Raw genomic sequence first — 17,734 nt, 5'->3', positions numbered from 1 at the left:
CCGGGGGATTGCGTCACTGGCACCGGAACCGTGAGTCGGCCCAGTCCGCCAGGGACGCCGAGTCGAAGGCGGAGTGCGGCTCGACGACCAGACGGATCGTCTTCCTGCCCGTCAGGTCCACGTGCACGGGCACCGCGGCATGGCCTCCCCGCACCAGCCCCGACTGCCACATCCGGGCGCCGTCGGCGAACACGGAGAAGCGCACCTGGCCGAGCCCCATGACCATGTCGTCCACACCGACCATCGCGTCGTACGAGGAGCACGTGCGGTTGAGATCGATGGTGACCGAGGACGCGCCGTGCACGGTGACACCGTTCGCGTACCGCTTGTCGCCGATGGACATGCCGTACCGCTGCCAGACCCAGCTGCTCTCGCCGAGCCGCATCTCGGGCCGGGTGCCGTCCCCGATGACGCCGTACTTCAGCTCGTTCCACTGGAAGACGGCCGGGGCGGGTGGCGGCGGGGAAGGAGGCGGCGCGGGCGTCGGCGTCGGCCTGGGGGTGGGGGTGGGTACCGGCGTGGGTGTCGGCTTCGGCTCGGGGGCGGGTTCGGCCGGCGGCTCGGGCGTACGGGGCGGCTTCGGGGTCGGCTTCAGCGACGGCGCGACCGCCGGTACGACCGGCACGGGCCCCGCCTCGGGCGGGTCCGGTGACGGCGACGGTACGCGCGGCTCGACGACCGGAGCGGGCGGGCGCGGCACGGCTTCGGGCTTCTTCGCCGGTGCGTCGTCGCCCACCAGCGCGAGCGCCACCGCCGCCGCGGCCACCGCGACGACACCGGCCGCGATGCCGGCCTTCGCGGGCGCCCCGAGCCCTTCCGCCGCTGCCCCGCCACCGGCCCCCGCGCCACCGGAGCCGCCGCCCACCGCGGACGCGGCCCCCGCGGCGCCTGCCGCACCCGCACCGGCCCCGCCGGCGATGAGGGCGGCCGCCTTCGCGTAACCGGCGGCACCGAACCAGCCGATGACCGCGACCGGCACCACGGCGGGAATCCCGCTGGCGACCTCCTTGATCTGACCGGCGGCGAGCCGGCACTTGGCGCACTCCTCCAGGTGCTTGCGCAGCCCGCGCTCGGCACGCGTGCGCAGCCCGCCGCGCGCGTACGCGCCGAGCCGGTCGGCATAGCGCGCGCACTCCTCGTCCGTGGTGAGCGTGGCGCTCACATGCGCCTGCAGATAGGCCTGCTTGAGGCCCTCACGGGCCCGACTGGCCAGTACGCGCGTGCCGTTGGCGTCGAGCCCGAAGAGCGTGGCGACCTCGCTGGGCGACTCGTCCTCGACCTCGGTGTGCCACAGCACGGCCTGCCAGCGCTCCGGAAGCGACCGGAACGCCTGCATGGCCATCGACTGTTCGGCCTCGTGCATCGCCCGTACGTCCGCGCCCAGGTCGAGGCCCGCTCCGAAGGAGCCGGACGCGGTGTCGTCCGACATCTCGGCGCCGCGCGCGGCCTGTGCCGCGAACACGGCGAAGTCGTCGACCAGGTGCTCCCGCCGCGCCGACTTCGTCCAGCCCGCCGCGACGCGCCGGACGGTCGTCAGCAGATAGGCGCGTACGGAGTGCTCGGGGCCGCTGCCGCCGCGTACGGCCTGGAGCATGCGGGCGAAGACCTCGGCCGTGAGGTCGTCCGCGGTGTGGGCGTCCCGGCAGCAGGTGCGGGCGTACCTGCGGACGGCGTCCGCGTGGCGCCGGTACAGCTCCTCGTAGGCGGTGTCGTCGCCCGCGCGCATCCAGGCGATCAAGTCGGCGTCGGCGGGCGGCAGTTCGACCGGGGGAGGCAGCACACCGCTGTCGCGCCACTCACGCCGGTCATACCGCTCGCGCTGCGGCGGAACGCTGGCTTCCGGTTCGGTGCCGCCGGCCGGTACGGCCTCCGGGGCCGCGGCCGGAACGTCCCACGCGGACCCTCCCTGGCCCGGCACCTGCGGCGACGGAAGACCGCCGGTCTCCGTGCCCCCGGTCTCCGTGCCCCCGGCACCGGGTGACTCGTCCCGACCGTCAACGCTCATTGCGGAAAGCCCCCGCCTGCACACTCGGACCCGAACACCGGGAAAGAGTGACACACGGACCCATCGCTGTTACCCGGAGGAACGGCGCAACCACTCGTCCGAGGGAGTTTGCCGAATTGGAGAACTATCGTTCACCCGAACGGGGAAGCTTCAACCGCCCTCGCCGGGAAGCCGGTTGACGACAGGACCCGTGCCTCGCCAGGGACGCCGGGACGGCACAGCCGGTCCTCGGCGCCGCGCACCCGGTCCGCCATCACCGACGCGCACCCGGCCGGTCCTCGCCGACGCACATGCGTCCGGGGGTACTTGCCCCGCCCAGGAGCCCGCGCACCCGGCCGGAAGCAACCGCGGCTCACGCCGCACCCGCTCCCGGCCGGAAGCACTCTCGGCTCAGGCCGGACGGGACCGCAGCCCCTCCAGCAGGATGTCCAGCAGTCGCGCCGAAGCCGCCGCCTGCTGAGCCGCGTCGGGCAGCGAGGGCGCCGCCGTGGCTATCACCAGCAGTACGTCCGACACCGTCACGTCCGGACGCAGCTCGCCCGCCTCTTGTGCCCGGTCCACGAGCCGGCCCACGACCTCCAGCAGCTGGGCCGCCCCGGCGTCGTCCTCGTCCGCCACGGCCTCCCCGAGGGGGGCCGGCCGCTCCACGAGCCGCAGCTCGGGCCCGGCGGGCTGGGACCGCTGCTGCGGCACCCGCGCCTCGTCGAAGACCGTGCCCTCACCGCCCTCGTCGGCGACTCCCACCCGCAGCACCTGCGGCGGCAGCAGCCGCCCGGCACCCGAGGCCACCGACGTCCGCAGGAAGCGCGAGAGCGCCGACCACGGTTCGTCCTCGTGCCCGAGCGCGGAGCGCGCCTGGTCGGTCAGCCGGGAGGTCTCCTCCTCGGCTATGCGCCGGACCAGGACGTCCTTGCTCGGGAAGCGCCGGTACACCGTGCCGACGCCGACCCGCGCGCGCCGCGCCACGTCCTCCATGGGAGCGCCGTACCCCAGCTCGCCGAAGACCTCGCGTGCCGCGCGCAGTACGTGCTCCAGGTTGCGCTGTGCGTCCACTCGCAGTGGTGTGGTGCGCGATACATCCGCCGCGCGTCCGTTCCCCGCCACCGCGCCGACCGCTCCGCCCGTTGTGAGGGCAGACGCAGAAGTCCAATGAGTGTCCTGAATATGCATATGTGTTCCCCCGGTAATGACGTCTCCCCCCGGAGACTCTCCCCGCCATCGACAGCCGGAGTCAGCGGAACAGCCTTGGCCGTACGACCCCGCCGTACGGACCCGTCGAGCGAATCCCCCTACACCCCGATGACACACGAACATAGTTGAGTGGGGGTCAATTCAGAAGGGGGAGGTTCCGCACAGAGCGCCCCCCGATCGGAGTACGGGCCGGTTACGTCCCGGTTGCGCCCCCTACTGCCACCCCGCTCGCACCCGCTGACCTGCGGTCCTTCCCCGCGCCCCGGCGAATCGGCTGAGTCCGCGCGTCTCGGTCGGGCGGTCACACAAATTGACGGGCCTGTGGACAAACGCCGGTCGCCGTTGCGTCATGGGTGAGTGAAGGAACGTGCGCGCATTCTCGTTGTCGGCGGCGGCTACGTCGGGATGTACACCGCCCTGCGTCTCCAGCGGAAGCTCAAACCGGAGCTCGGGCGGGGCGACGTGGAGATCGTCGTGGTCACCCCCGACCCGTACATGACCTATCAACCGTTCCTGCCGGAGGCCGCCGCGGGCTCGATCTCGCCGCGCCACGTCGTCGTGCCCCTGCGCCGCGTCCTGGACCAGTGCCGCGTCGTCATCGGCGAGGCCGAGTCCATCGACCACGCGAAGCGCACGGCCACCGTCGTCACCCTCGCCACCGAGGAGGAGGGCACCGGCCCCGACCAGATCTCGTACGACGAGCTGGTCCTGGCCCCCGGCTCCGTCTCGCGCACCCTCCCGATCCCCGGTCTCGCCGAGTACGCCATCGGCTTCAAGACCGTCGAGGAGGCCATCGGCCTGCGCAACCACGTCATCGAGCAGATGGACATCGCCTCCTCCACCCGCGATCCCGCCATCCGCGACGCCGCCCTGACCTTCGTCTTCGTGGGCGGCGGCTACGCGGGAGTGGAGGCGCTCGGCGAGCTGGAGGACATGGCCCGCTACGCCTCGCGGTACTACCACAACGTCAAGGCCGACGACATGAAGTGGATCCTCGTCGAGGCCTCGAACCGCATCCTCCCCGAGGTCGGCGAGGAGATGGGCAGGTACACCGTCACCCAGCTGCGCCGCCGCAACATCGACGTGCGCCTGGAGACGCGCCTCGACTCGTGCTCCGACCGCGTCGCCGTCCTCAGCGACGGCGCCCGCTTCCCGACCCGGACGGTCGTGTGGACCGCCGGAGTGAAACCGCATCCGGTTCTCGCGGCCACCGACCTGCCGCTGAACGAACGCGGCCGCCTGAAGTGCACCGCCCAGCTGACCGTGGACGGCACCCCGCACGCGTGGGCCGCGGGCGACGCCGCCGCCGTACCCGACGTGACCGCGCCGGAGACCGGCACGGAGACGGCCCCGAACGCCCAGCACGCCGTGCGCCAGGCCAGGGTCCTCGGCGACAACATCGCCCACTCCCTGCGCGGCGAGCCGCTGGAGACGTACGCGCACAAGTACGTGGGCTCGGTCGCCTCCCTGGGGCTGCACAAGGGCGTCGCGCACGTCTACGGGCGCAAGCTGAAGGGTTACCCTGCCTGGTTCATGCACCGCGTCTACCACCTGAGCAGGGTGCCCACCTTCAACCGCAAGGCCCGCGTGCTCGCCGAATGGACCCTGTCGGGCCTCTTCAAGAGGGAGATCGTCTCCCTCGGTTCGCTCGAACATCCCCGTGCGGAGTTCGAACTCGCGGCCGGTGGAAAACCTCCTCGGGACCCGAAGGGGTCGTCCTGACCGGAGGCAGGAACTCCGTCCGCGGGGCCGGCGTCTGACGGATGTCGGTCCGGTCGGACACACTGGTCCACGACCATGGGCGGGCCGACCGCTCGCCCTTCGATCCCACGAGGCCTGTCCCACAGTGAACTTCACGCGCTGGAGCGCCCGGCTCCCCGGAACGCAGCGCCGCGCCGCAGCGCGGACCGACGGATCGCCGACCGCGCTCCCTTCGGAGGGCTCCGTGCCCGCGGCCCGCGCCGAGCGGCCGACCGCCGATGACGCCCAGGCCGCGCCCGCGCCCGCCGTGGACGAGCTGCCGGTCCGCGAGGTCCTGGACCGCATCCCGGCCCTCGTCGCCCTTGTCCACGGCGCGGAGCACCGCCTCGCGTACGTGAACGACGCCTATGTGGCGGCCTTCGGCGTCCGCCCGGTCGGTGAGCCCGCGCGCGACGCGCTGCCGGAGCTGGCCGAGGTCGGCCTGCTGCCGCTCCTCGACCAGGTCCTGCGCAGCTCCAAGCCGCGTACGGTCAAGTCCCGCAAGGTCCCCGGCGGCCGCTCGTACACGTTCACGTGCACCCCCGTCCCCGTCGACGCTCCGGCCGCCCCCCAGGAGGGCGGCGTACTGATCTTCGCCGCGGACGTCACCGACCACGCCGAGGCCGCCGAGCGGCTGCGGGCCAGCGAGCGCCAGCAGCGCGAGACCGCCGTCACCCTCCAGCGCTCCCTGCTGCCCCAGGAGCTCGAAGAGCCGGACGACCTGCGGGTCGCCGCGACCTATCACCCCGGTGGCACGGAGACCGCGGTCGGCGGCGACTGGTACGACGTGATCACCCTCGGCGGCGGCCGTACCGCCCTCGTCATCGGTGACGTCATGGGCCGCGGAGTGCGCGCGGCGGCCGTCATGGGCCAGCTCCGCACGGCGGTCCGCGCGTACGCCCGCCTCGACCTGCCCCCGCACGAGGTCCTGCAGCTCCTCGACGGCCTCGCCATGGAGATCGACGCCAACCAGATCGCCACCTGCGTGTACGCGGTCCACGACCCGAACGAGGGCCGCCTGGTGTACGCCTCCGCCGGCCACCTCCCGATCCTCGTCCGCGACGAGAGCGGCACCGTCCTGCGCGCCGACGAGCCCACCGGCCCCCCGCTCGGCACGGGCGGCTGGATGCACTCCTCCGGCTCGGTGCCCCTCGGCCCCGGCTCCACCGCCGTGCTCTACACCGACGGCCTGGTCGAGCGCCGTGACGCGGACCTCGACGAGGGCATCGCGTCCCTGGCGCAGGCGCTCGCCGGCGCCACGGGCACGCCCCAGGTGGTCTGCGACCGGCTGGTCCGCTCGGCGGGGGTGAAAGCCGACCACGACGACGACGTGGCGGTCCTGGTCCTCCAGCACCCGGCGCGTACGGGCCCCGACAGCGACCTCTTCCGCAACGCGGCCCTGGAGCTGCTCGGCGGCGTGGAAGCGGCTCCACGCGCGCGTGCGTTCGCCTCCGGCGTCCTCACCAGCTGGCGTTTCCCGCCCGACCTGCACGACCTCGGCGTGCTGGCCGCCAGTGAGCTCGTCGCCAACTCCCTCCAGCACGGCACCCCGCCGATGCGTCTGAGACTCCGCCGTACCGACCGCCGCCTGATCGTCGAGGTCACCGACGGCGACGACCACCTCCCGCGCCGCCGCCGCGCCGAGCCCGCCGACGAGTCCGGCAGGGGCATCTCGATCGTGGCCACCATCGCCTCGAACTGGGGCTCGCGCCGTACTCCCGGTGGTGGCAAGGCGGTGTGGTGCGAGTTCGCACTTCCGCGCACCACCTGACCCAGGGGCCGCGCGGCATCTGGTCAGTCACGCCCCGCGGTGCTAGTAGCTCACCCATGGCTAGCTCACCGCAGGCAGACGAAACGGGCTTTCAGCTCAAAGGCAGCGCTCCCGAGCGCTACGAGGAGTACAGCGCACCGATCATGGCGCCGTTCGTGGAGGCGCTGCTGGACGCCGTGGACCTGTGTCCCGGCCACCAGATCCTCGATCTCGCCGCCGGCACCGGCTTCGTGGCCCGCGCGGCCGCCGCCCGGGTCGGACCCACGGGCCACGTCGCGGCCGCCGACTTCAGCGAGGCGATGCTCAAGGTGGCCGCCGCCAAGGCGCCCCGCATGTACCCGGACATCGAGTTCACCGTGGCACCCGCCGACCGGCTCCCCCACCCGGACGGCAGCTTCGACGCCGTCCTGTGCCAGCAGGGCGTGCAGTTCTTCCCCGACCTCGGCGCGGCCCTCACCGAGGTGTCCAGGGTCCTGCGTCCCGGCGGCCGGTTCGCCGCCACGGCGTGGGCGGCCCGGGACCGCTCCCCGTACTTCGCCGTCCAGTCCCCGGTCGTCGCCGAGTACGGCGGCGCGGCGGCCGAGGCGTACTTCGCGGCGGCCTTCTCCTGCCCGGCCGAGCGCCTCACGGCCGCTCTCACGGAGGCGGGCTTCCGCGAGGTGGTCAGCCACGAGGCGACCTTCGGCATCACCCTGCCCCCGCTCAACGACTTCGTCCGCGGCCACCTCACGGCCGTGCCCTGGGGCCAGGCGATCGAGGACGCCGGCGGCCCCGACCGCCTGGTCCAGGCCGCCGACGCGGTCGCGACGGCTCTCGCCGCCCACACGAACCCGGACGGCACGGCGACCGTCCCGTTCACGTCCGCCCTGGTGACAGCGGTCCGCTGACGCCTCCGACCGGAAACAGGAGACGGCCGTCACCACATCCGTGGTGACGGCCGTCGTACGTGTTCGCGCGGGCCCCTGTCAGGCAGCGGCCTGAACGGGCTCCACCGGAGCCCCGCCGCGCACCACGACCCGGCTCTTCGCCAGAGAGGGCTGATTCTGCACAGGAGTGAGCTGCCGCCCCAGCCGCACCGCCAGGAACGTGATGCCCAGCGAGAACAGCAGGAACGTCACGATGTACGGACCCGGCAGCGAGGCACCCATCGGTCCGCCCACCGCCGGCCCGACCGCGAGGGCGAGCTGTTTCACCAGGGCGAAGGCGGAGTTGTACTGCCCGGCCATGCCGCTCGGCGCCAGATCCGCGACCAGCGGCGCCACGGTCGGCGACAGCATCGCCTCACCGAGCCCGAACAGCGCGTACGTCGACACGAACGCGGCCGTCGCCATGGCCTGGCTGCCGTGCCCGAGCCCGGCGTATCCGGCGGTGACCCAGGCGAGCGCCCAGATCAGCCCCACCGCGCCGATCACCCGGGACCGCTTCCGCCGCTCGACGAACTTCAGCACGGCGAACTGCGCGACGACGATCATCGCGGTGTTCGCGGCGAGCGCCGTCCCGAGCGTGGACGTGGAGATCCCCGCCGCCTCGACGCCGTACGCGCTCAGCCCCGACTCGAACTGTCCGTAGCAGGCGAAGAACAGCACGAAGCCCAGTACACACAGCTGCACCATGGCGCGGTTGCCGAGCAACTGCTTCCAGCTGCCCCGGGCCTGCCCCGGCGCACCGTCGACCCTGGGCGCCCGCGGCATCCGTACGGTCGCCATGACCACCACGAGCAGCAGGAACATCGCCGCCTCGATGGAGAACAGCAGCGTGAACGAGCTCGCCCGCGAGGCGTCCACGAGGTGACCGCCGATGAGGCCGCCGACCCCGAGGCCGAGGTTCTGCAGGAAGAACTGCGTGGCGAAGGCGCGCGACCGGGTCTCGGCCGTCGAGCAGTCGACGATCATCGTCGCCAGGGCGGGCTGCATCACGGCCTGTCCGGCGCCGAGCGCGGCGGCGGACAGCAGGACGGCCGTCGAGCTGCTCGCCAGCCCCAGACTCAGCGCTCCGGCGGCGGCGGTGAGCAGGGCGAGGACCAGCACCGGCAGCGGACCCCGCCGGACGATGGCCCGCCCGGCGAACGGCAGCACGACGAGCGCGGCCACGGCGAAGACGGCGAGCACGAGACCCGCCGTCATCGAACCGAGGTCCCGTACCTGCGCCACATAGACGTACAGATACGGGACGGTAAAGCCGAGCCCGAACGCGCTGAGTGCGTTGCCCACATGGATCCGGCGCATCTCCGCGCCCCTCGCCCTGGTCACTTTCACCTGCCTTGATCGAGAAGTCTTACGGTTGCCTCAGGAGTTAGAGGTGAAGACTTCGAAGCTAAAGTTCGAAGCTAAACAGTACATCTCGAAGGACTTCAACGCCAAGCGGGTGCGTGCCATACTGCGCCCATGGGTGACACCCCGGCCGTGAACGAGCCGACGCTGGACGAGCAGATCGCCGCCTACCAGCGCGAGTTCCAGGACCTCGACCCCCAGGTCGAGCAGATCGTCTCGGCGCTGGGCCGCCTCAACCGCCGTATGAACGTCGCCTACGGCCGCCAGACCGCCACCCTCGGGATCAGCAACGCCGAGTGGGAGGTCCTCAAGGCCCTCGTCCTGTCGGGATCGCCGTACCGCCTGGGTCCGAGCGAGCTGGCGAAGCGGCTCGGTCTCACCCCGGCGGCCATGACCCACCGGATCGACCGGATGGTGGCGGAGGGTCTCGTGACCCGGGAGCGCGACGAGTCCAACCGGGTCCGCGTGATCGTCGAACTCACGGTCGAGGGCCGCGAGAAGTGGCTGGAGGCCATGCGCCTGGCCACTGTCTTCGAGGAGGACCTGCTCCAGGACCTCTCACAGCAGGAGCGCGGGACCCTCGGAGAGGTGCTGACCAGGCTGCTGCGCAGGGTGGAAGATGCCCAGCCGGACGCCGGCGGCCGGCTCACCGACCTTGACTGAGACCTGAGTTGGGCTCAGACCACGACCCGGGCCGAGTACGGGCCAAGGGTTTGCCGGATGGCCGCCTGGGGGAGACTTGACACTCCCCTCGCAGATGCGTAGGGTTCTTCGAGTTGCCACGGAGCCGGAACGGTTCTGCGACAGCACCTCCGCCGCAAGTGCGGCACATCCAACCACCAGCACGATCTCCCAACGGGATTCAATTCGGCATGCCCGAATTGATTTCGATTTGGGGCCGACAGCTCCGATTAGGAACTGCCGAGAGGATCCGCTAACGTTTGGGACGTCGGAACGGCCCAACAGCCGCGAAGACACAGCACCAATCCCCGTTAACGCGGGGGAAGTTGACTGGAAGTCAGGCCCGAAAGGATCTGGTAGAGTCGACACCGCCGGAAAGGGAAACGCGAAAGCGGAAACCTGGAAAGCACCGAGGAAATCGGATCGGGAAACGGTCTGATAGAGTCGGAAACGCAAGACCGAAGGGAAGCGCCCGGAGGAAAGCCCGAGAGGGTGAGTACGAAGGAAGCGTCCGTTCCTTGAGAACTCAACAGCGTGCCAAAAATCAACGCCAGATATGTTGATACCCCGTCCATCACTTTGTGGTGGGTGGAGGTTCCTTTGAAAAAGTCCTGCCGGGCATTGTTCCGGTAGGCGCATCAGCGAGGACGCTGTGAACAGTCTTCCTTATTCCGGTTGACTGTTCCGCTCTCGTGGTGTTCTCCCGATTACGGGAATACATTCACGGAGAGTTTGATCCTGGCTCAGGACGAACGCTGGCGGCGTGCTTAACACATGCAAGTCGAACGATGAACCACTTCGGTGGGGATTAGTGGCGAACGGGTGAGTAACACGTGGGCAATCTGCCCTTCACTCTGGGACAAGCCCTGGAAACGGGGTCTAATACCGGATGATACTTCCACTCGCATGGGTGGGGGTTGAAAGCTCCGGCGGTGAAGGATGAGCCCGCGGCCTATCAGCTTGTTGGTGAGGTAGTGGCTCACCAAGGCGACGACGGGTAGCCGGCCTGAGAGGGCGACCGGCCACACTGGGACTGAGACACGGCCCAGACTCCTACGGGAGGCAGCAGTGGGGAATATTGCACAATGGGCGAAAGCCTGATGCAGCGACGCCGCGTGAGGGATGACGGCCTTCGGGTTGTAAACCTCTTTCAGCAGGGAAGAAGCGAAAGTGACGGTACCTGCAGAAGAAGCGCCGGCTAACTACGTGCCAGCAGCCGCGGTAATACGTAGGGCGCAAGCGTTGTCCGGAATTATTGGGCGTAAAGAGCTCGTAGGCGGTCTGTCGCGTCGGATGTGAAAGCCCGGGGCTTAACCCCGGGTCTGCATTCGATACGGGCAGACTAGAGTGTGGTAGGGGAGATCGGAATTCCTGGTGTAGCGGTGAAATGCGCAGATATCAGGAGGAACACCGGTGGCGAAGGCGGATCTCTGGGCCATTACTGACGCTGAGGAGCGAAAGCGTGGGGAGCGAACAGGATTAGATACCCTGGTAGTCCACGCCGTAAACGGTGGGAACTAGGTGTTGGCGACATTCCACGTCGTCGGTGCCGCAGCTAACGCATTAAGTTCCCCGCCTGGGGAGTACGGCCGCAAGGCTAAAACTCAAAGGAATTGACGGGGGCCCGCACAAGCAGCGGAGCATGTGGCTTAATTCGACGCAACGCGAAGAACCTTACCAAGGCTTGACATCGCCCGGAAAGCATCAGAGATGGTGCCCCCCTTGTGGTCGGGTGACAGGTGGTGCATGGCTGTCGTCAGCTCGTGTCGTGAGATGTTGGGTTAAGTCCCGCAACGAGCGCAACCCTTGTTCTGTGTTGCCAGCATGCCCTTCGGGGTGATGGGGACTCACAGGAGACTGCCGGGGTCAACTCGGAGGAAGGTGGGGACGACGTCAAGTCATCATGCCCCTTATGTCTTGGGCTGCACACGTGCTACAATGGCAGGTACAATGAGCTGCGATACCGCAAGGTGGAGCGAATCTCAAAAAGCCTGTCTCAGTTCGGATTGGGGTCTGCAACTCGACCCCATGAAGTCGGAGTTGCTAGTAATCGCAGATCAGCATTGCTGCGGTGAATACGTTCCCGGGCCTTGTACACACCGCCCGTCACGTCACGAAAGTCGGTAACACCCGAAGCCGGTGGCCCAACCCCCTTGTGGGGAGGGAGCTGTCGAAGGTGGGACTGGCGATTGGGACGAAGTCGTAACAAGGTAGCCGTACCGGAAGGTGCGGCTGGATCACCTCCTTTCTAAGGAGCATCTAGGCCGCCAAGCTTGCTTGGTGGTCCAGGGCCATTACGTCGGCACACGTTCGACGGTGGTTGCTCATGGGTGGAACGTTGATTATTCGGCCGGATGTCACGGGTCGGAGGCTGCAAGTACTGCTCGCAAGAGTGTGGAAAGCATGATCTCCGGACGGGATCTGGTCGGGCACGCTGTTGGGTGTCTGAGGGTATGGCCGTATGGCTGCCTTCAGTGCCGGCCCCAGTGCACTCGCCTGTGAAGGCGGGGTGATGGGTGGTTGGTCGTTGTTTGAGAACTGCACAGTGGACGCGAGCATCTGTGGCCAAGTTTTTAAGGGCACACGGTGGATGCCTTGGTACCAGGAACCGATGAAGGACGTGGGAGGCCACGATAGTCCCCGGGGAGCCGTCAACCAGGCTTTGATCCGGGGGTTTCCGAATGGGGAAACCCGGCAGTCGTCATGGGCTGTCACCCACATCTGAACACATAGGGTGTGTGGAGGGAACGCGGGGAAGTGAAACATCTCAGTACCCGCAGGAAGAGAAAACAACCGTGATTCCGGGAGTAGTGGCGAGCGAAACCGGATGAGGCCAAACCGTATGTGTGTGAGACCCGGCAGGGGTTGCGCATGCGGGGTTGTGGGATCTCTCTTTCACAGTCTGCCGGCTGTGAGACGAGTCAGAAACCGTTGGTGTAGGCGAAGGACATGCGAAAGGTCCGGCGTAGAGGGTAAGACCCCCGTAGTCGAAACATCAACGGCTCGTTTGAGAGACACCCAAGTAGCACGGGGCCCGAGAAATCCCGTGTGAATCTGGCGGGACCACCCGCTAAGCCTAAATATTCCCTGGTGACCGATAGCGGATAGTACCGTGAGGGAATGGTGAAAAGTACCGCGGGAGCGGAGTGAAATAGTACCTGAAACCGTGTGCCTACAAGCCGTGGGAGCGTCGCTCACAGAGTTTACTCTGTGGGTCGTGACTGCGTGCCTTTTGAAGAATGAGCCTGCGAGTTTGCGGTGTGTTGCGAGGTTAACCCGTGTGGGGAAGCCGTAGCGAAAGCGAGTCCGAATAGGGCGATTCAGTAGCGCGCTCAAGACCCGAAGCGGAGTGATCTAGCCATGGGCAGGTTGAAGCGGCTGTAAGAGGTCGTGGAGGACCGAACCCACCAGGGTTGAAAACCTGGGGGATGACCTGTGGTTAGGGGTGAAAGGCCAATCAAACTCCGTGATAGCTGGTTCTCCCCGAAATGCATTTAGGTGCAGCGTCGTGTGTTTCTTGCCGGAGGTAGAGCACTGGATAGGCGATGGGCCCTACCGGGTTACTGACCTTAGCCAAACTCCGAATGCCGGTAAGTGAGAGCGCGGCAGTGAGACTGTGGGGGATAAGCTCCATGGTCGAGAGGGAAACAGCCCAGAGCATCGACTAAGGCCCCTAAGCGTACGCTAAGTGGGAAAGGATGTGGAGTCGCACAGACAACCAGGAGGTTGGCTTAGAAGCAGCCACCCTTGAAAGAGTGCGTAATAGCTCACTGGTCTAGTGATTCCGCGCCGACAATGTAGCGGGGCTCAAGCGTACCGCCGAAGTCGTGTCATTTCAGCATATAGGGCCAACGCCCGCTGGGATGGGTAGGGGAGCGTCGTGTGCCGGGTGAAGCCGCGCCGGAAGGCAGTGGTGGACGGTTCACGAGTGAGAATGCAGGCATGAGTAGCGATACACACGTGAGAAACGTGTGCGCCGATTGACTAAGGGTTCCTGGGTCAAGCTGATCTGCCCAGGGTAAGTCGGGACCTAAGGCGAGGCCGACAGGCGTAGTCGATGGATAACCGGTTGATATTCCGGTACCCGCTGTGAAGCGTCAAACATTGAACCAGGCGATGCTAAGTCCGTGAAGCCGTTCCGGACCCTTCGGGGAAAGGAAAGTGGTGGAGCCGACGGACCAGACCTGCAGTAGGTGAGTGATGGGGTGACGCAGGAAGGTAGTCCATCCCGGGCGGTGGTTGTCCCGGGGTAAGGGTGTAGCCCGTGTGATAGGTAAATCCGTCGCACATCAAGGGTGAGACCTGATGCCGAGCCGATTGTGGTGAAGTGGATGATCCTATGCTGTCGAGAAAAGCCTCTAGCGAGTTTCATGGCGGCCCGTACCCTAAACCGACTCAGGTGGTCAGGTAGAGAATACCGAGGCGTTCGGGTGAACTATGGTTAAGGAACTCGGCAAAATGCCCCCGTAACTTCGGGAGAAGGGGGGCCATCACTGGTGATAGCACTTGCTGCTTGAGCTGGGGGTGGCCGCAGAGACCAGCGAGAAGCGACTGTTTACTAAAAACACAGGTCCGTGCGAAGCCGTAAGGCGATGTATACGGACTGACGCCTGCCCGGTGCTGGAACGTTAAGGGGACCGGTTAGTCAAACTTCGGTTTGGCGAAGCTGAGAACTTAAGCGCCAGTAAACGGCGGTGGTAACTATAACCATCCTAAGGTAGCGAAATTCCTTGTCGGGTAAGTTCCGACCTGCACGAATGGCGTAACGACTTCTCGACTGTCTCAACCATAGGCCCGGTGAAATTGCACTACGAGTAAAGATGCTCGTTTCGCGCAGCAGGACGGAAAGACCCCGGGACCTTTACTACAGTTTGATATTGGTGTTCGGTTCGGCTTGTGTAGGATAGCTGGGAGACTTTGAAGTCATGGCGCCAGCCATGGTGGAGTCGTCGTTGAAATACCAGTCTGGTCGTGCTGGATGTCTAACCTGGGTCCGTGATCCGGATCAGGGACAGTGTCTGATGGGTAGTTTAACTGGGGCGGTTGCCTCCTAAAGAGTAACGGAGGCGCCCAAAGGTTCCCTCAGCCTGGTTGGCAATCAGGTGTTGAGTGTAAGTGCACAAGGGAGCTTGACTGTGAGACCGACGGGTCGAGCAGGGACGAAAGTCGGGACTAGTGATCCGGCGGTGGCTTGTGGAAGCGCCGTCGCTCAACGGATAAAAGGTACCCCGGGGATAACAGGCTGATCTTCCCCAAGAGTCCATATCGACGGGATGGTTTGGCACCTCGATGTCGGCTCGTCGCATCCTGGGGCTGGAGTCGGTCCCAAGGGTTGGGCTGTTCGCCCATTAAAGCGGTACGCGAGCTGGGTTTAGAACGTCGTGAGACAGTTCGGTCCCTATCCGCTGTGCGCGTAGGAATATTGAGAAGGGCTGTCCCTAGTACGAGAGGACCGGGACGGACGAACCTCTGGTGTGCCAGTTGTCCTGCCAAGGGCATGGCTGGTTGGCTACGTTCGGGAGGGATAACCGCTGAAAGCATCTAAGCGGGAAGCCTGCTTCGAGATGAGTATTCCCACCAACTAGATTGGTTAAGGCTCCCAGTAGACGACTGGGTTGATAGGCCAGATGTGGAAGCCCTGTAAGGGGTGAAGCTGACTGGTACTAATAGGCCGAGGGCTTGTCCTCAGTTGCTCGCGTCCACTGTGTTGGTTCTGAAACCACGAACAATCCCATACCCTTGTTTGGCCACGGGGTATGGTGCCGCAGTTTGAGTGTTTCATAGTGTTTCGGTGGTCATAGCGTGAGGGAAACGCCCGGTTACATTCCGAACCCGGAAGCTAAGCCTTACAGCGCCGATGGTACTGCAGGGGGGACCCTGTGGGAGAGTAGGACGCCGCCGAACGTATATTGCTGATAGCCCCCGCACTCCGGTGCGGGGGCTATTTTGCGTTTAGGGGGACTTTCAGTTCGGGTTCCTTTCAGGACGGCTGGACCAGATTCGTGTCGTACGCCAGGATCACTGCCTGGATCCGGTCCCGGGAGCCGGTCTTCGCGAGGATGCGGCCGATGTGGGTCTTCACCGTCGACTCCGCGAGATGCAGGCGTGCGGAGATCTCCAGGTTCGTCCAGCCCTTTCCCACGACGGTCAGGATCTCGCGTTCGCGGTCCGTCAGGGCGGTGAGACGGGGGTCCATGGCAGCGGGGGCGGTGTCCGAGGTCGGCGTGGGGAGGTGCTCGGCGTAGGCGTCCAGGAGGCGGCGGGTCAGGGCCGGGGCCACGACCGCGTCCCCTGTGGCGACCGAGCGGATACCGGAGAGGAGTTCCTCGGGCTGCGCGTCCTTGATGAGGAAGCCGGAAGCTCCTGCCCGCAGGCCGGCGTACGCGTACTCGTCCAGGTCGAAGGTCGTGAGGATGAGGACGCGGGTCCGATGGCCCGTGGTGACGATGCGGCGGGTCGCCTCGATGCCGTCGAGGCCGGGCATGCGGACATCCATCAGAGCGACGTCCGGGTGGAGTTCCGCCGTCATGCGGACCGCCTCAATGCCGTTGGACGCCTCGCCCACGACCGTCATGTCGTCCTGGCTCTCCAGGAGCATGCGGAAGCCGAGGCGCTGGAGCGGTTGGTCGTCGGTGATGAGGACGGTGGTCACGAGGTGGCTTCCTCCGGTACGTGCAGATGGACCCGCCAGCCGCGGTCGGGCAGCGGGCCTGCTTCAAGTGTCCCGTCGTACAAGGCTGTTCGCTCGTGCATGCCGGTGAGGCCGCGGCCCGGTGCGCCGGCCGGGGGCGGGCCTCCGCGACCGGTGTCGGTGACCGTGACCGTGACGGCGCCCCCTCCCTTGTACGACACGGAGACCTCCGAAGTGGCCCCAGGGCCGCCGTGTTTGAGGGTGTTCGTGAGCGCTTCCTGGATGACTCGGTAGACCGTGAGCTGTGTGCCGGCGGGGACGGAGTGGGCGGGGCCGGCGATCTTCGTCAGGACGGGGAGGCCCGCCGCCCGTACGCCGTTGACGAGTTGGTCGAGGTCCGTGAGGGACGGCTGGGGTGCGAGCTCCGCCGCCGCGGAGGCCTCCTCCCGTAGGACGTCGAGGAGGCGGCGGAGCTCGGTGAGGGCCTGACGGCTGGTGGTGCCGATGGCGGTGAGGGCCTGGGCCGCGCTCGCCGGGTTCTTGGCGGCGGCGTACGAACCGCCGTCCGCGAGGCTCGTGATGACCGAGAGGTTGTGGCCGATGATGTCGTGCATCTCGCGGGCGATACGGGCGCGTTCGGCGGCGGCGGCGAGCTGGGCCTGCTGGTCGCGTTCCACCTCGAGCCGGCGGGCGCGGTCCACGAGCGAGGCCAGGTACTCCTGGCGGGTGCGGACGGCGATGCCGCCCATCGCCGACAGGGCGAGGCTCATCGCGGTGGGGACGACGTTCTGGTCGAGGCCCTGCTCCGCGGGATAGCGGGCGCCGGTCACCAACAACGGGACCACCGTCAGGGCGTACGACCACAGGAGGGTGCGCAGGCGGGTGCGCAGGGCGATGTTGAAGAGGACGACGAGCAGGATCATCGAGGCCTGGAGGAGGGCACCGGACCAGGCGTTGACGACGGCGACCGGGAACGTCACCAGGAGTACCGCGAAAGGGCGATCGCGGCGCCACAGCAGTGGGACAGAGAAGCCCAGGGACATCGTCCAGAGGAGCCAGGTCGCTGTGCCGGGGTTCTCGGTGACGTGCCGCCAGCCGCCGCTGGAGACGTCGATGGCGCAGGCGATCACGTAGAAGCCGGTGAGCAGGGCGTCCCACAGCAGCGGGCTGCGGCGGTCGAAGGCGCGTGCCCGCTGCCAGACGCGGTGGAACTGGCGAGTGAGAGGCTGCCCGTTCGGCGTCCAGTCGCCCTGCCAGTCCTGCTCGCGTGTTGCCCCGGCGGTTGCCTCGCCGGATGCTTCGCGGGTCACAGGCCCATCCCCGTAGTCATGTTCCTGATACTCCGCCGGGGGGAGGGGCGGGGCGTCGGACGACGGAGGTATAGGAGGTGAGGTCCGTAGTACTCCGGTACCACGGGACGCCCGCGTGCCATGGCAAGTGGTCCT

The 17,734-nt window shown here is 67.2% G+C and carries 9 protein-coding genes and 3 rRNA genes; 7 read left to right on the top strand and 5 right to left on the bottom strand.

What is annotated here, in order from left to right:
* Positions 1 to 13 precede the first annotated feature (13 nt).
* Positions 14 to 2,005 carry a sigma-70 family RNA polymerase sigma factor gene (locus O1Q96_RS43020; RefSeq protein WP_269253264.1) on the bottom strand — a complete coding sequence of 664 codons (1,992 nt, stop codon included), beginning with the start codon at positions 2,003 to 2,005 and terminating at the stop codon, positions 14 to 16.
* 390 nt (positions 2,006 to 2,395) lie between these two features.
* Complete coding sequence (locus O1Q96_RS43015) at positions 2,396 to 3,175, bottom strand: TetR/AcrR family transcriptional regulator (RefSeq protein ID WP_269253263.1); 780 nt, start codon at positions 3,173 to 3,175, stop codon at positions 2,396 to 2,398.
* Positions 3,176 to 3,553: 378 nt separating this feature from the next.
* On the opposite strand from O1Q96_RS43015, the gene O1Q96_RS43010 reads away from it, so the two are divergent.
* The 3 genes from O1Q96_RS43010 to O1Q96_RS43000 all read left to right on the top strand — a co-directional run bounded on the left by O1Q96_RS43010 (position 3,554) and on the right by O1Q96_RS43000 (position 7,594).
* On the top strand, positions 3,554 to 4,918 hold the full coding sequence (locus O1Q96_RS43010; protein WP_269253262.1) for an NAD(P)/FAD-dependent oxidoreductase: 1,365 nt from the start codon (positions 3,554 to 3,556) through the stop codon (positions 4,916 to 4,918).
* Positions 4,919 to 5,042: 124 nt separating this feature from the next.
* Positions 5,043 to 6,707: an ATP-binding SpoIIE family protein phosphatase gene (locus O1Q96_RS43005; RefSeq protein ID WP_269253261.1), complete on the top strand. Its 1,665-nt coding sequence runs from the start codon at positions 5,043 to 5,045 to the stop codon at positions 6,705 to 6,707.
* Positions 6,708 to 6,763: 56 nt separating this feature from the next.
* Positions 6,764 to 7,594 carry a class I SAM-dependent methyltransferase gene (locus O1Q96_RS43000; RefSeq protein WP_269253260.1) on the top strand — a complete coding sequence of 277 codons (831 nt, stop codon included), beginning with the start codon at positions 6,764 to 6,766 and terminating at the stop codon, positions 7,592 to 7,594.
* Positions 7,595 to 7,672: 78 nt separating this feature from the next.
* Here O1Q96_RS43000 and O1Q96_RS42995 read toward each other — a convergent pair whose 3' ends face one another.
* Entirely contained in the window at positions 7,673 to 8,932 is a 1,260-nt protein-coding gene (locus tag O1Q96_RS42995) for an MFS transporter (protein WP_269253953.1), read from the bottom strand.
* A gap of 159 nt (positions 8,933 to 9,091) precedes the next feature.
* Between O1Q96_RS42995 and O1Q96_RS42990 the strand changes: the two genes are divergently transcribed.
* From O1Q96_RS42990 to rrf, 4 genes are all read left to right on the top strand, one after another.
* A complete protein-coding gene (locus O1Q96_RS42990) occupies positions 9,092 to 9,640 on the top strand; it encodes a MarR family winged helix-turn-helix transcriptional regulator (RefSeq protein WP_269253259.1) in 549 nt (182 codons plus the stop codon).
* A 738-nt stretch (positions 9,641 to 10,378) separates the two neighbouring features.
* Positions 10,379 to 11,906: ribosomal RNA gene (locus O1Q96_RS42985) — 16S ribosomal RNA — on the top strand.
* A gap of 315 nt (positions 11,907 to 12,221) precedes the next feature.
* Positions 12,222 to 15,345 (top strand): 23S ribosomal RNA (locus tag O1Q96_RS42980).
* A 100-nt stretch (positions 15,346 to 15,445) separates the two neighbouring features.
* A 5S ribosomal RNA gene (gene rrf, locus O1Q96_RS42975) occupies positions 15,446 to 15,562 on the top strand.
* Together the 16S, 23S and 5S rRNA genes form the textbook arrangement of a ribosomal RNA operon.
* A 76-nt stretch (positions 15,563 to 15,638) precedes the next feature.
* Here the strand turns inward: rrf and O1Q96_RS42970 are convergent.
* Both O1Q96_RS42970 and O1Q96_RS42965 read right to left on the bottom strand, forming a co-directional pair.
* On the bottom strand, positions 15,639 to 16,310 hold the full coding sequence (locus O1Q96_RS42970) for a response regulator (protein WP_269253258.1): 672 nt from the start codon (positions 16,308 to 16,310) through the stop codon (positions 15,639 to 15,641).
* On the bottom strand, positions 16,307 to 17,599 hold the full coding sequence (locus tag O1Q96_RS42965) for a sensor histidine kinase (protein WP_269253257.1): 1,293 nt from the start codon (positions 17,597 to 17,599) through the stop codon (positions 16,307 to 16,309). The genes O1Q96_RS42970 and O1Q96_RS42965 overlap by 4 nt, the downstream gene beginning before the upstream one ends.
* Positions 17,600 to 17,734 lie beyond the last annotated feature (135 nt).

This window comes from Streptomyces aurantiacus (assembly GCF_027107535.1).
Classification (GTDB): Bacteria; Actinomycetota; Actinomycetes; order Streptomycetales; family Streptomycetaceae; genus Streptomyces.
Note: the sequence above shows the minus strand (reverse complement) of the source record. Positions and strands in the feature narration are given on the sequence as shown.

What these genes read in the sequence shown, in the direction of transcription:
- O1Q96_RS43015 (WP_269253263.1), bottom strand. Translation starts at nt 3,175, where the DNA reads ATGCATATTCAGGACACTCATTGGACTTCTGCGTCTGCCCTCACAACG.
- O1Q96_RS42990 (WP_269253259.1), top strand. Translation starts at nt 9,092, where the DNA reads ATGGGTGACACCCCGGCCGTGAACGAGCCGACGCTGGACGAGCAGATC.
- O1Q96_RS43000 (WP_269253260.1), top strand. Translation starts at nt 6,764, where the DNA reads ATGGCTAGCTCACCGCAGGCAGACGAAACGGGCTTTCAGCTCAAAGGC.
- O1Q96_RS42995 (WP_269253953.1), bottom strand. Translation starts at nt 8,932, where the DNA reads ATGCGCCGGATCCATGTGGGCAACGCACTCAGCGCGTTCGGGCTCGGC.
- O1Q96_RS43020 (WP_269253264.1), bottom strand. Translation starts at nt 2,005, where the DNA reads ATGAGCGTTGACGGTCGGGACGAGTCACCCGGTGCCGGGGGCACGGAG.